Annotated in this window: 14 protein-coding genes; all 14 read right to left on the bottom strand. The window is 60.3% G+C overall.

The genetic code is table 11. The features are described 5' to 3' along the window. Window positions 1-124: 124 nt before the first annotated feature. Window positions 125-2,071 (bottom strand): ATP-dependent zinc metalloprotease FtsH, encoded by a 1,947-nt coding sequence (gene ftsH, locus L901_RS09070; protein WP_003523247.1) that lies wholly within the window; start codon window positions 2,069-2,071, stop codon window positions 125-127. 154 nt (window positions 2,072-2,225) lie between these two features. Further along, a complete protein-coding gene (gene tilS / locus L901_RS09075) occupies window positions 2,226-3,563 on the bottom strand; it encodes a tRNA lysidine(34) synthetase TilS (RefSeq protein WP_059755764.1) in 1,338 nt (445 codons plus the stop codon). A gap of 27 nt (window positions 3,564-3,590) precedes the next feature. After that, complete coding sequence (gene ybgF, locus L901_RS09080) at window positions 3,591-4,607, bottom strand: tol-pal system protein YbgF (protein WP_003523244.1); 1,017 nt, start codon at window positions 4,605-4,607, stop codon at window positions 3,591-3,593. 158 nt (window positions 4,608-4,765) lie between these two features. Next, window positions 4,766-5,299, bottom strand: a complete 534-nt coding sequence (gene pal, locus L901_RS09085; protein ID WP_003506243.1) for a peptidoglycan-associated lipoprotein Pal — start codon at window positions 5,297-5,299, stop codon at window positions 4,766-4,768. A 210-nt stretch (window positions 5,300-5,509) separates the two neighbouring features. Next, window positions 5,510-6,817 (bottom strand): Tol-Pal system beta propeller repeat protein TolB, encoded by a 1,308-nt coding sequence (gene tolB / locus L901_RS09090; RefSeq protein ID WP_003523242.1) that lies wholly within the window; start codon window positions 6,815-6,817, stop codon window positions 5,510-5,512. Window positions 6,818-6,837: 20 nt separating this feature from the next. Then, window positions 6,838-8,007 carry a cell envelope integrity protein TolA gene (locus L901_RS09095; protein WP_003523241.1) on the bottom strand — a complete coding sequence of 390 codons (1,170 nt, stop codon included), beginning with the start codon at window positions 8,005-8,007 and terminating at the stop codon, window positions 6,838-6,840. 9 nt (window positions 8,008-8,016) lie between these two features. Next, window positions 8,017-8,475 carry a protein TolR gene (gene tolR, locus L901_RS09100; RefSeq protein WP_003523240.1) on the bottom strand — a complete coding sequence of 153 codons (459 nt, stop codon included), beginning with the start codon at window positions 8,473-8,475 and terminating at the stop codon, window positions 8,017-8,019. A gap of 52 nt (window positions 8,476-8,527) precedes the next feature. Further along, complete coding sequence (tolQ, locus tag L901_RS09105; RefSeq protein ID WP_003523238.1) at window positions 8,528-9,247, bottom strand: protein TolQ; 720 nt, start codon at window positions 9,245-9,247, stop codon at window positions 8,528-8,530. Between the two features lie 261 nt (window positions 9,248-9,508). Next, entirely contained in the window at window positions 9,509-9,949 is a 441-nt protein-coding gene (gene ybgC / locus L901_RS09110) for a tol-pal system-associated acyl-CoA thioesterase (RefSeq protein ID WP_059755767.1), read from the bottom strand. After that, window positions 9,946-10,482, bottom strand: a complete 537-nt coding sequence (locus tag L901_RS09115; protein ID WP_059755769.1) for an NUDIX hydrolase — start codon at window positions 10,480-10,482, stop codon at window positions 9,946-9,948. Before L901_RS09115 ends, ybgC begins: the two co-directional genes overlap by 4 nt. Further along, entirely contained in the window at window positions 10,479-11,003 is a 525-nt protein-coding gene (locus L901_RS09120) for an NUDIX hydrolase (protein WP_059755772.1), read from the bottom strand. Before L901_RS09120 ends, L901_RS09115 begins: the two co-directional genes overlap by 4 nt. After that, window positions 11,000-11,581: a DinB family protein gene (locus tag L901_RS09125; protein ID WP_059755775.1), complete on the bottom strand. Its 582-nt coding sequence runs from the start codon at window positions 11,579-11,581 to the stop codon at window positions 11,000-11,002. The genes L901_RS09120 and L901_RS09125 overlap by 4 nt, the downstream gene beginning before the upstream one ends. A 36-nt stretch (window positions 11,582-11,617) precedes the next feature. Continuing rightward, window positions 11,618-11,836: a DUF2945 domain-containing protein gene (locus tag L901_RS09130; protein WP_080629651.1), complete on the bottom strand. Its 219-nt coding sequence runs from the start codon at window positions 11,834-11,836 to the stop codon at window positions 11,618-11,620. A gap of 52 nt (window positions 11,837-11,888) precedes the next feature. Continuing rightward, window positions 11,889-12,929: a Holliday junction branch migration DNA helicase RuvB gene (gene ruvB, locus L901_RS09135; RefSeq protein WP_059755777.1), complete on the bottom strand. Its 1,041-nt coding sequence runs from the start codon at window positions 12,927-12,929 to the stop codon at window positions 11,889-11,891. Between the last annotated feature and the right edge of the window lie 63 nt (window positions 12,930-12,992).

Genomic DNA, 12,992 nt, shown 5'->3' on the forward strand with positions numbered 1-12,992 from the left:
ATGCCACAAACCACGATAAACAGCACGTAAATTAGCGCAAAAATGGCTTATATCTTGTTACCAAAATGAAAAGGCCACCCGGAAACCCGGATGGCCTTTTACAATTTTTAGCTTGCGCGAACGATCAATGCGGCTGCGGCTCCATGCCGCCTTCGGCCTCACCGTCACCCTTTGCTTCGCTCGGGCCATCCTTCTTGGTGCCGGCTTTCGGCACTGCCGAACCACGGCTGCCCGGAGAATCGTCACCCAGATCGCGGGCGGGCTTCTCACCCTTCAGAAGGGCCTTGATCTCGTCGCCCGTCAGGGTTTCGTATTCAAGCAGACCCTCGGCAATCGCAACGAAACCATCGTGGTTTTCCGTCAGGATGCGGCGCGCCTCGCCATAAGCCTCGTCGATCAGGCGGCGAACTTCCGTATCGATCGTCTGGGCCGTCGCCTCGGAGACGTTCTTCGACTGCGAGACGGAATGGCCGAGGAAGACTTCCTGCTGGTTTTCACCATAGGAGACCTGGCCGAGAGCATCGGAGAAGCCCCATTGCGTGACCATGGCGCGGGCAAGCTTGGTGGCCTGCTCGATGTCCGAAGACGCGCCGGAGGTGATGTTTTCCTTGCCGAAGGTCAGTTCCTCGGCAACGCGTCCACCCATCATGATCACGAGACGCGACACCATCCACTTGTAGCTCATGGAGTAGCGGTCGCCTTCCGGCAGCTGCATGACCATGCCGAGCGCGCGGCCGCGCGGGATGATCGTCGCCTTGTGCAACGGATCGGCCACGGCAACCTTCAGCGCGGTGATGGCGTGTCCGGCTTCGTGATAGGCGGTCAGCTTCTTTTCGGCCTCGGTCATGGCGGAGGAGCGGCGTTCCGCGCCCATCATGATCTTGTCCTTGGCGTCTTCGAATTCCTGCATGGTGACGACGCGCTTGTTGCGGCGGGCAGCCATGAGGGCGGCTTCGTTGACGAGGTTCATCAGATCCGCACCCGAGAAACCGGGCGTACCACGAGCCAGAACCTTGAGATCGACATTCGGCGCCAGCGGCACGTTGCGGATATGCACCTTCAGGATGCGCTCGCGGCCGACAATATCCGGGTTCGGCACGACGACCTGACGGTCGAAACGGCCGGGGCGCAGAAGTGCGGGGTCGAGAACGTCGGGACGGTTGGTGGCGGCGATGAGGATGATGCCTTCATTCGCCTCGAAACCGTCCATCTCGACCAGCAGCTGGTTCAGCGTCTGCTCGCGCTCGTCGTTACCGCCGCCAAGACCGGCGCCGCGATGGCGGCCGACGGCGTCGATTTCATCGATGAAGATGATGCAGGGCGCATTCTTCTTGGCCTGCTCGAACATGTCACGCACACGGCTTGCGCCGACGCCGACGAACATTTCCACGAAATCCGAACCGGAAATGGTGAAGAACGGCACATTGGCTTCGCCGGCGACGGAACGCGCCAGAAGCGTCTTACCCGTACCGGGCGGGCCGACGAGCAGCACGCCGCGCGGAATTTTACCGCCAAGGCGCTGGAACTTCTGCGGATCGCGCAGGAATTCCACAATTTCCTCAAGGTCCTGCTTGGCTTCATCCACGCCTGCAACGTCATCGAACGTCACGCGGCCATGGGCTTCCGTCAAAAGCTTGGCCTTGGACTTGCCAAAGCCCATCGCACCACGCGAGCCGCCCTGCATCTGCCGCATGAAAAACAGCCAGACGCCGAGAATGAGGAACATCGGCAGAAGCGTGCCGAGATAGCTCAGGAAACCGGAGGAACCGTCGCTTTCGGGACGCGCCACGATGGTCACGTTCTTGCTCTGCAAGCGCTCCATCAGGCTGTCGTCGATGACGGGGGAATAGGTCTGAAAGGCCGTGCCGTTTTCGGTGTAGGTTCCGAGAACCCGGTTACCGGTGACGGTCACGTCGCGAACTCGCCCGGAATCCACATCGCGAAGAAACTGGGAATACGGAATTTCCCGCGAACCCGTTTGCGTCGGCGACGTCTGGAACATGCTGAACAATGCGATCAGCAAGAGGGCAATCACGGCCCACAAGGCGAAATTTCTGAAATTTGGGTTCATCGAACTCCCCGAACTCACACGGGCATATCTGCTGCCCGCTCTTACGTGCCCCTAACATAAGGACGACATCTGCCGTTGCCAAGGCAAAGCGCATTATCTGATGCGTTTTGGTGTAAAAACTATTCCAAGGCAATTCACGAAAAAGAGGCCGGATTTAAACCGGGGGCTGTGAATATGCCGCCCGCCCGAATAAATTGGCGATTGCATTCGCCAACTCAAGGTCGAAACGCGACAGGAACAGATCGAAAGGTGCGAGCCTCGGCGTGACGGTGACGGCCTCCGCCCGCGAACCCGGCTCATCGGCCGCTGCGGCAATTTGCGGCAGCCCCGCCATTGCCTGTTTCGCCACCCCGGCCGGTACTGACGGAAAAAGCGCGGCCGCTTCCGCAGCATCGCTGGCCCCGCGCGCTTCGACATGGACTGGAAAAGCCGATCCATTCGTCACGAGGAAACGATCGTCCCACAGCCCCTGGTCATTTGCGCCAATGTGAAGCTCCGGCAGGTTTCGCTGCTCACGGAACATATAGAGCCCGTCCCGCCGGCGATCGAGCAGGACGCGACCGACCGTCAGTCGCCCGTTTTCAGCCGCTTTAAGAAACTCCAGAACGCGCTCCATGCTGCTTGCGGCCGGAAAATATGCCCTTCCGCCAAGGGTGGCGATCAGCGCCGCCAGCCCATGCCGGAACTCGGGAAGATCGGGATTGACGCCATCGCCGGCCAATCTGGCGAGTGCAGCATGGAAAACCTGTGTATGACCGCGCAGGAAAGCGGCCGTTGTTTCGGAAAGCGCCTGTCTTTTGAGAGAGGTTTCCGCATCGATCCGGACAGGAGAGACGGGAAGCGCCTGCCGTACTCGCACCCTCTCATATCGGGTATTTTCATTGCTCGGATCGTCGAACCAGCCGCGTGAGCGGGAAGACACATAATCACGGATCGCCTGCCTCTCACACATCAGGAACGGTCGCATGATCCAGTGGCGGCCATCGTATAAGACCGCATCCGCCATGCCGGAGAGACCGAGATTGTAAGAGCCGCCGCTGCGGGCGGCGCGCATCGCCACGGTTTCGCGCTGGTCGCCGATTGTATGTCCCGTCACGACAAGATCAGCGCGGGTCTCGCGGGCGACCTCGGCAATCAGGCGGTAGCGGGCAAGCCGGGAGGCTTCGGAGAGGCCGGAGGCCGGTTTGGCACCGTCCCATCGGCGGGTAAGGTGGGTGATGCCGAGTTCGGCGCAGAGCATCGCCACCTTGCGCGCCTCGTCGGCGGATTCCGCTCTCAGCGCATGGTCTACGGTGACGGCGGAAAGGCGCAAGCCATCCCGATCCATCTCCGCCATTGCCTCATGCAGGGCCAGCAACAGACCGGTGGAATCACTGCCTCCGGAGATTGCGACGAGGATATGGGCGGGTGTGTGGAGATTTTTGACAAAAGACCTCGCCGCCGCGAGCGGCGCAACAGTCTTTTCGTTCAGAATGCGGGCATCAACCGGCATGGAAATACCCGCGATCGCAGGGAAAAATCAGCAGCTCAGCCGTTTCTGTTCGCTGGCAACCTTGCTCAGCACGGTCTTGGAAGCATTGGGATAACGCTTCGGCACCTCGCGCAGCGTGGCGCAGGCGGTTTCGGTATTGTCGAGAGCGGCAAGCGACATGCCGAGCTTCATCAGCATTTCCGGCGCCTTCGGAGATTTGCCATAGGCCTGATGGCCGTTCAGGAAGGTCTTTGCGGCCTCGTTGAACTTGCCCTGGGAATATTGCGCCTCGCCCAGCCAGAAGCTCGCATCCGCGGCCTTCGTGCCCTTGGGATAACCCTGAAGATATTGCTGGAACCCCTGTTCCGCCAGCTTGTAGTCACCGGAAAGAACATGGCCGTAAGCGGCCTGATAAATATCGCCTTCGCTGGTAAGCGCCGCCGTATTCACCGGATCCGTCTTGCGCTGGCTATTGCCCGTGCTAACGCCCGGAAGGCTGGCGGAGGAATTGTTAGCGCCCTGATTCAACGTACCGCCAACCGGCATTCCCTTGGAATCAAGCTCGATGGAGCCGAGCGTCGTCTCTCCCGGTGCGCCTGTCGGGGCGGTGGAGGGAGCAGACGGAGAAACGGAAGCGCCACCCTCGGGTGGCGTTTCGATGATCGTTGCAACGTCGTCGGTCGGCGGTGAGGCCGGATTGACCGGACTGGCTTCCGCCTTCTTTTTCGGTGCAGCGGTCGGGCTTGCACCCTTGCCGCCGGCATTGCCGCTCTCCAGTTCCTGGAAGCGGAACTCATTGTCTTCCTGCGCCTTGCGGATCGTTTCCTGCATCTGCAGAAGCTGGAAGCTCATTTCCTCGATACGGCCGTTGAGCTGCCGGATCTGTTCTTCAAGCTGCTGAACCCGATAGGCTTCATTGGCCTGAACCCGGACGACCGGGGGCTGCTGAGAGTTGATCGTGCCGAAGCTACCCCCCGCACCGAACAGCGGACCCGAAACGGCGATGCCGCTCAAGCCGGTGCAGGCTGCAAGCCCCAGCATTCCCGCCACGACAAGTTTCTTCATCTCATTCGTCCTGCCTTAACTGATTTGCACCGGAATGGCGCAAGCCGGATTTTTTCCATATCAACCGAAAAAGCAACTTAACTTCGGCCAAACTATGAAAAAAACGAAAGGCGGCCCAAAGACCGCCTTTCATTCAAGATCACAATAACGTCAGGCAATCACATGCCCGCGCCACCGAGAACCGTCACGGCGCGGCGGTTCTGCGACCAGCAGGAGATGTCGTCGCAAACGGCGACCGGCTTTTCCTTGCCGTAGGAGATCGTCTTCATGCGGTTAGCCGGAACGCCCTGGGAAGCCAGGAAGTCGCGGGTTGCAGCCGCACGACGGGCGCCGAGCGCCAGGTTGTATTCGCGCGTCCCGCGTTCGTCGGCATGGCCTTCAACGGTGATGGCGTAGTTCGGGTAACGGGCGAGCCACTGAGCCTGGCGCTGCAGGGTCTGCTGGGCGTCAGCGCGGATAGAGGTCGAGTCGGTGTCGAAGAAGATGCGGTCGCCGACATTGACCGTGAAGTCCTGCTGGGAGCCCGGCGTTGCGGAGCCCGCGCCACCAAGGCCAAGTTCACCGGCGCTGTTCGGCATGTTCTTCTTGTTCGCGCAGCCTGCGAGAGCGAGCGCGAGCGTCATGGCGATGACAGCCGGGTTACGGGCCAGTTTCTGCATGGGGCTGAGTGCCGAAATGTGTGTACGGCTCATCGCCGGTCTCTCCTTAGGATTTCAATAACGTTGCCGGACACTAATTGATCGCGGTTAATAGCCGGCAAACGCTTATGGTTAACAGAAAGGAAATGTCCCATTTTTTTGCTCCCTCACAACACTTTGCGGCAAGAAAGAGGCGCACTTCCCCATGGTATCAAGTAAAACATGACGGCGCCGGTTCATGCCGGCGCCGTCATGGCAGTCATATCAGTCCAGAAGCGGCGACCATGCCGGATCCGAAGCGAAAGTCGGCGTCTTGATGAGCTGCTCGTTGTAGCCCGTAAGATCGATCGAATAGAGCTGCGGACCGCCCGCACCGGCGTTCTGACGGAAGAACATCAGCACGCGGCCGTTCGGCGCCCAGGTCGGGCCTTCATTGTGGAAACCGCTGGTCAGGATGCGCTCGCCCGAACCGTCGGTCTTCATCACGCCAATCGAGAACTTACCGCCCGACTGCTTGGTGAAGGCGATCAGATCGCCGCGCGGCGACCAGACCGGCGTGGAATAGGAACCATCGCCGAAGGAAACGCGCTGCTGGCCGGAACCATCGGCATTCATGACGTAGATCTGCTGGCGGCCGCCGCGGTCGCTTTCGAAGGCGACGCGCTGACCGTCGGGCGAATAGGACGGCGCCGTATCGATCGCCGACGTGTTCGTCAGCCGCGTCGTGGTGCGAGAGCGCAGGTCCATGGTGTAGATATTGGCGTTGCCATCCTGCTGCAGGCTCATGATGACCTTTTGGCCATCCGGAGAGAAGCGCGGCGAGAAGGTCATGCCGGGGAAATTACCGACGACTTCGCGCTGTCCGGTTTCCAGCTGCAACAGATAAACGCGCGGCTGCTGGCCTTCGAAGGACATGTAGGTCACTTCCTGACGGTTCGGCGAGAAACGCGGCGTCAGGACGATGTCGTTCGAGTTGGTGAGATTGCGGACGTTGAAGCCATCCTGATCCATGATCGACAGCTGGCGCTTGCGGGCCGTCTTCGGGCCGCTTTCAGAGACGAAAACGACGCGGGTGTCGAAGTAGCCCTTTTCACCGGTGATGCGCTCATAGATGGCGTCGGCGATGATGTGGGCGACGCGACGCCAGTTTTCCGGCTGGGTAAAGAACTGCTGGCCAGTCATCTGCTGGTTGGCGAACGTATCCCACAGGCGGAATTCGGCGCGCAGGCGGCCATCGCTTTCACGCGTGACACGGCCGGTCACGAGCGCCTGTGCGTTGATGACCTTCCAGTCCTCGAAACGCGGCTGCTGATCCGGATTGCTGATCTTTTCGATGAAGGCGTTCTTGTTGACCGGCGCAAAAAGGCCGGAACGCTGCAGGTCGGCGGCAATGACCGCGGAAACCTGCGCGCCGATGCCGTCGCTCGACATGAAGTCGGTGATGGCGATGGGCAGCGGCTCGACATTGCCCTTGTTAATGTTGATTTCCACCCGCGCAAAAGCCGGAGCGGAGAAAACCGACATGAGGGCCGCAACAGCGAGCACCAGCCGGATCGGCGAAAATATCTTCATGTTGCCAGGCCTTTCAGCATTCATAGCAATTCACTGGGATCGAAGTTCACGACAACTTCGTTCCATGCGTCATATTTGTCGGCAGGAAGGTTGGTGAACGGAGCAGAACGCATGATGGCGCGATAGGCTCCGCCGGAAAGAGCACGACGCGTTCCTTCGGAACCGCCGGTCGCCTCGATCTCGGGCCGACCGATGATGGTTCCATCACGGTCGAGCTTCATGGTGACCCGGACGCGAACGTCCGAGGCATCCGCCATGCCGGGAATGATCTGCCAGTTCTTCTGGATCGCGCCACGCAGCGCATCCATTTCCGTCTGGCTGAGCGTCGAACCGCCCGTCGTCTTCTTGCCGCCAAGCGAAGCCTGCTGGGTGGAGCGCTTGGCGCCGCCGCCCGAGGGGGCCTGCTTGTTCAAAAGCGCGGCGATATCGTCAGCGTTAAAATCGCTTTCCTTCGAGGAAGCCGATTTTGCAGTCTCCTGCTTTTTCTCGCCGGGCTTCTTGTCGGAAGGCTTGTCGGTGGACTTCGCCTGATCGGGCTTGGTCTCGGCCGGTTTTTCCGCGGGCTTCTGCTCGGCAGGCTTGGTCTCGGCCTGCTTCGGCTCTTCCGGCTTCGGCGGTTCGGGACGGGAATTCGGACGCGGCACGTTCTGCGGCACGGGGATTTCGGCCGGTTCCTGCTGCGCGGGCGGCGGCTCTTCGGCCTTGGTTTCCTGCGGCGGCGGCTCCGTCTTCGGCTGCGGCGCGATCTCGGGCTTGGTCTGCGGCAAGGCGGCCATTTCCTGCGGCTTCGGAGCCGAGGTCTCTTCCTTGACGATTTCCTTCACCTCGTTCGCCTTGGTGTCGACGACGGGTTGCGGCTTTTCCTGCTTTGGCGGAGCGGCGGCGCTGATATTGTCGTTGGGCTTGGTGGTCGGCGTCGGCGGCGCGTCAAGATCGACCGTGTTGTTGCCGACATTCTGGGCGTTCTCGACAATATCCGGACGCGTGGTCGGAACGGGGGCCGACTTTTCCGCTTTCGGCGCGTTCTTGTCGCCCTGCTGGATCTGGCTCAGCTCCTCGATGGGCACCAGTTCCACCGGCAGGGCCTCGGCCTGCGACACGTCAAGCGGCTCCGGCGAGCCCAGGGAAACGAGGGCGAAAGCCAGAAGCGACGCATGCACGATCGCGGATGTGGTAAGGCTGCCCTTCATCGTTTTACGTCAATTGTCCTGTTTCTGCTGGGTCACAAGGCCGATATTCTTGAAGCCCGCCGCCTGGATGCGCGCCATCACATCGGCAACGACGCCGTAAGCGGCAACGGAATCCGCGCGCACGAAGATGCGTTCGTTATAACCTGTCGTGGCGATTGCCTGCAGCTTGTCGGCCACTTCGGCCGCCTGGATTTCCGTTTCCTGCAAATGGATCTGGCCATTGGCGTTGACGGAAATGGTGATCGGCTGCGTGTCCGAGTTCAGCGCATTGGCGGATGTCTGCGGCAGATCGATCGGCACGCCGACCGTCATCATCGGCGCCGCCACCATGAAGATGATGAGCAGCACGAGCATGACGTCGACCAGCGGCGTCACGTTGATCTCGCTGATCGCGCCGCCCCTGCGTCGTCCGCCGCGCCCCCGGCGTCCACCGGAACCGCCGCCGCTGCCACCTGCTGACATACCCATATCATCTACTCCATTTTGCCTTGCGGCAAATTACTGCACAGCATGCGGCCGCTTACTGGGCGGCCTGCCGCGTCTGAAGTTTTTCATCGATCTGGCGCGACAGGATCGCGGAGAACTCGTCGGCGAAACCTTCCATACGGGCGGAAAGCTTGTGCGCGTCGGCCGTGAACTTGTTGTAGGCGATAACCGCGGGAATAGCCGCGACAAGGCCGATGGCTGTTGCCAGAAGCGCTTCGGCGATACCCGGCGCCACGACCGCAAGGTTGGTGGACTTCGACCCGGCAATCGCCTGGAACGAGGTCATGATACCCACAACCGTACCGAAGAGACCGATGAAAGGACCGGCCGAACCGATGGTGGCCAGCGAACCGAGGCGCGCCTCGTATTGTTCGCTTTCACGCGCCATGGTCACGTCCATCGCACGGTCGATGCGCATCTGCAGACCGATGGGCGAACGTGCGCCACGCTCGAAGGATTTCTTCCATTCGCGCATGGCGGAAACGAAAATCGCCGCAAGACCGCCATTCTGGCGTTCCGCCAGCGTGCGATAAAGCTCTTCGAGCGACTGGCCCGACCAGAAGACCTGTTCGAACTGGTCGAACTGGCGTCTTGCCTTGCCGAAGCTCACATATTTGTCAAAGACGATCGCCCACGTCCAGACCGAGGCGGCGATAAGTCCGATCATCACGAGCTTCACGATGAGGCCCGCCTGCATAAACAGTGCCCAGAGACTTACATCGTGCGTCGCCGCTGCCAAACCTGCCTGTTCCATAAATATCCAATCCCCGAATCCAAACGCCCGGTACGGGACCGGGCGATTCAAACGCGTGTTAACGCTCGAAGTCCTGCGGCAACGGCCGCCAACCCCTTAGCCATACCCCGATACTTGCCAGTAAGCCTTACTTGCCAATAAATTTGGTGAAAGGAAGGCGTGCGCCGCACAAATGCCAGTTGCTAAAGTAAGACACCATTATGGTTAAAGGAGTGTTACAGCAGCGCCACGCCGGATGGATTTACTGGACCGGGCCGCCAATTACTTCAGGAATTTTTCCGCCACCGTCTCCGGAAGACGCCTCGGGCGACCATTGGCGTTGATGACGGCGATGATGACCTTGGCGGCAACCAGCAGCGTTTCGCCGCGCCGGATTTCCTGATTGAGCACCATTTTCGCGCCGCCGGCCTTCTCGGTAACGGTGGTGACCGTCAAGACGTCATCCATCCGCGCCGGGCTTTTGAAATCGATCTCCATGCGATGCACGACGAAGACCAGCCCCTCCTCGTCAGCGGTCAGAAGCGCGCTTTGTTCGCAGCCGAGGCAGCGCAGGTAATCGGTACGGCCGCGCTCGAGAAAATGCAGGTAACGCGCGTGATAAACGAGGCCGGAGAAATCCGTATCCTCGTAATAGACACGCTGCGTCAGGCGGTGGCCATGTTCGATAAGCTCACCCGAAAGCGAAACCACAAGCTCGCTCATACTATCTCCTTGGGAATTTCAACTGCATCGCGACGTCCTTCGCGGACGATAAGATGCTCATGCCGTTGCGGCAGCGCCTCGATACGCTCCGCGATGAAACGGGGCCTCAGATCGCTCTGCAGAAGCGCGGAAGGCTGCGCGGGCAGCCAGCGGAACTCCACCTCGACGCCATCCAGCACCCGATGCACGATATCGCTTTCATGGAACGGCAGAGGCTGGCGAAGCGAAACGAGATAATAAAATCCGAGTTCATGCGCCGCAAAATCGTCATAGGCGAAAAAATTCTCGGCCGACCAGAGAAGACGCTCGACCGAACAATCCCGACCAAGCTCCTCGCCGATCTCGCGGATGATGGTTTCCTGCGAGCTTTCGCCGATTTCGGCACGCCCGCCGGGCAAGGCCCAATAACTGTCCTTCGTGCCGCGCTGGACGAGAACATGGCCGTTCTGAAAGATCAGCGCCGCCACGCGCATGCTGAAAAGCTGCGGTTTCCGGTCCAGCCGGATCATGTGGCGTTCGGGGGCAGAGGTCATTTATCGTCCAGATCGCCGTCATGCCAGACGAGGTGTCTCGTGGCCTTCGGCAGGTGTTCTATTTCGTCGGCGATGAAATAGGGCGGAATATCAAGCTCCGTCAATGCATGCCGGGTTGCGGCGACCCAACGGAACTCCAGTTCGTTATCGCCGTCCTGAACGCGGTGAATGATATCGGTCGGATGAAAGGCCAGCGTCTCCGGCAGGTCCATCAGGTAATAGAATCCGAGTTCGTGCCAGTCCTTGCCTTCGTAGTGAAAGAAATTTTCGACCGCCCAGAGAAGCCGCCCGATCTTGGCCTCGACGCCAAGCTCTTCCACCATTTCCCGCGCCAGCGTTTCTTCGGAGCGTTCACCCATTTCGGCACGGCCGCCCGGAAAGGTCCAGAATTTTTCATGCGACGCCCGGTGCACCAGCACGTGGCCATCGCGAAACGCCAGTCCCGCCACCCGCATCTGGAAAATGCGCTTCGGCTTGAACTTCATGCGGATGCGGGTGTCCTGCTTGGTATCGTGTGTCATGGCGCTGACCTGCGGGCTGGAAACATCAAATCGGTTTCCGTCCACCCTAGCGCATCCATCTCGTCTTTTCTCGCTTTTGCGTCATCTCCCACAATGAATTCATCCAGTTGCGGCGGCTTGAGCGCGGTGCCGGACAACATCGCATGCGCCTGCCCGCGATGATGCGTCTGGTGCTGGAAGAGATGGGACAGAACATCGTCACAGCGATCCTGCTGGATACGCGCGCCGCGATGGATATTGACGTTAGCCGCAAGGCCGTCTTCATCGAGACTGTCGACAAATGCGATCAGCACCTCGTCCAACTCCGTCTGGGCGACACGCAGATCCGCCATGGTGACAAAAGGCTCCTCTTCGGCAAAGGCCGCAAGGCCGAGCGTGCCGCCCTGCAGGGCATCGATATAAAAAAGGTCGACGGTATAGATGTGGTTCAGCGTCGCGCGCAGCGTCGGAAAGAAACTCACACGGGAAGCCACAAATGCCTCCTGCGAAAGCTGAAGACAGGCCTGATGCAGCCGAAAATTGGCCAGCCGGTTGTTGCGCGCGAGTTTGCGGAAGACCCGCAGCGGATCGTAAGACATGAAGGCTCCTCCATTGCCGCCGAAGGACGGCGTCGTTCAATCGACGCGCTCAAGCTCCGATCTGCTTTTCAGAACCCTGGCGCCGTCCTCCTGTTCGATCAGATAGGCAGGCTCCTGCCTGCTCGCTTTCCGCTTTATTCTGGAGCCGGCGATGGTGCGTTCAACATCATCCGTGAAAGTCTCGACGATTTTACCTTCACCGGTACCACTGCCCCAGTTCCACCGGACCTTCGTGCCCTTGCGATACACCGACATGATCATCTCCGTGCCAAAGACGATCAAATGCCGGCACAGCGGGCCCGTTCCTTCAATCCTCCTCCAGAGTCAGCCGGAACTGCGCCGCCTCGATATCCTTCGGCGGCTGCATGCCCAGATGTTTCCAGGCCGTGCCGGTCAGAATACGGCCGCGTGGCGTGCGCTGGATGAAGCCCTGCTGGATCATATAGGGCTCAATAATATCCTCGATGGCGTCGCGCGGCTCCGAAAGGCCAGCGGCGATGGTTTCGATGCCAACCGGGCCTCCGCCGAAATTGACGGCGATCATGGTCAGATAACGCATGTCGAGCTGGTCGAGACCCATTTTGTCGACCAGAAGCCGGGTCAAAGCCTCATCGGCGATCTCACGCGTGACCGCTTCCGCCCGCGCCACCTCAGCGAAATCGCGCACGCGGCGCAATAGCCGTCCGGCGATACGCGGCGTGCCGCGGGCACGCCTTGCCACCTCGCGCGCGCCCTCGTCGGTCATATTCAGCCCCATCAGCCGCGCGCCGCGCCGGACGATCAGTTCCAGCTCATCGACGGTATAGAAAGCCAACCGGACGGGAATGCCGAAACGGTCGCGCAGCGGCGTCGTCAAAAGCCCAAGACGGGTCGTCGCGGCGACAAGGGTGAATTTGGAAAGATCGATCTTCACCGACCGCGCCGCCGGTCCTTCGCCGATGATGAGGTCGAGCTGAAAATCCTCCATTGCCGGATAGAGGATTTCTTCCACCGCCGGGTTGAGACGGTGGATTTCATCGATGAAGAGTACGTCGCGCTCCTCGAGATTGGTCAGAAGTGCGGCGAGATCGCCCGCCTTGGCGATGACGGGGCCGGAGGTGGATTTGAAGTTGACGCCGAGCTCCTTGGCCATGATCTGCGCCAGCGTGGTCTTGCCGAGGCCGGGCGGGCCGACGAACAAAACGTGATCCAGCGCTTCGCCACGGTTCTTGGCCGCCTCGATAAATACCTTGAGATTGGCGCGGGCCTCCGCCTGGCCGGTAAAATCGTCCAGGGACTGCGGACGCAGGGTGGTGTCGATGTCCTCACCGCGCTTGTCCGCCGAAATCAGTCTGTCCGCATCGCTCATTCAGGGCATTCCATTGTTCTAAACGAATTCATGAGGTGGTCTTCGCCGCTATATCATGACTGT

This window comes from Agrobacterium sp. D14 (assembly GCF_001526505.1).
Lineage (GTDB): Bacteria > Pseudomonadota > Alphaproteobacteria > Rhizobiales > Rhizobiaceae > Agrobacterium > Agrobacterium leguminum.

Coding starts and splice junctions, on each gene's coding strand:
- tolB (WP_003523242.1), bottom strand. CDS start 6,817: ATGAAGATATTTTCGCCGATCCGGCTGGTGCTCGCTGTTGCGGCCCTC.
- ruvB (WP_059755777.1), bottom strand. CDS start 12,929: ATGAGCGATGCGGACAGACTGATTTCGGCGGACAAGCGCGGTGAGGAC.
- L901_RS09115 (WP_059755769.1), bottom strand. CDS start 10,482: ATGACCTCTGCCCCCGAACGCCACATGATCCGGCTGGACCGGAAACCG.
- ybgF (WP_003523244.1), bottom strand. CDS start 4,607: ATGAAGAAACTTGTCGTGGCGGGAATGCTGGGGCTTGCAGCCTGCACC.
- L901_RS09120 (WP_059755772.1), bottom strand. CDS start 11,003: ATGACACACGATACCAAGCAGGACACCCGCATCCGCATGAAGTTCAAG.
- ftsH (WP_003523247.1), bottom strand. CDS start 2,071: ATGAACCCAAATTTCAGAAATTTCGCCTTGTGGGCCGTGATTGCCCTC.
- L901_RS09130 (WP_080629651.1), bottom strand. CDS start 11,836: ATGTCGGTGTATCGCAAGGGCACGAAGGTCCGGTGGAACTGGGGCAGT.
- L901_RS09125 (WP_059755775.1), bottom strand. CDS start 11,581: ATGTCTTACGATCCGCTGCGGGTCTTCCGCAAACTCGCGCGCAACAAC.
- L901_RS09095 (WP_003523241.1), bottom strand. CDS start 8,007: ATGAAGGGCAGCCTTACCACATCCGCGATCGTGCATGCGTCGCTTCTG.
- tolR (WP_003523240.1), bottom strand. CDS start 8,475: ATGGGTATGTCAGCAGGTGGCAGCGGCGGCGGTTCCGGTGGACGCCGG.
- ybgC (WP_059755767.1), bottom strand. CDS start 9,949: ATGAGCGAGCTTGTGGTTTCGCTTTCGGGTGAGCTTATCGAACATGGC.
- pal (WP_003506243.1), bottom strand. CDS start 5,299: ATGAGCCGTACACACATTTCGGCACTCAGCCCCATGCAGAAACTGGCC.
- tilS (WP_059755764.1), bottom strand. CDS start 3,563: ATGCCGGTTGATGCCCGCATTCTGAACGAAAAGACTGTTGCGCCGCTC.
- tolQ (WP_003523238.1), bottom strand. CDS start 9,247: ATGGAACAGGCAGGTTTGGCAGCGGCGACGCACGATGTAAGTCTCTGG.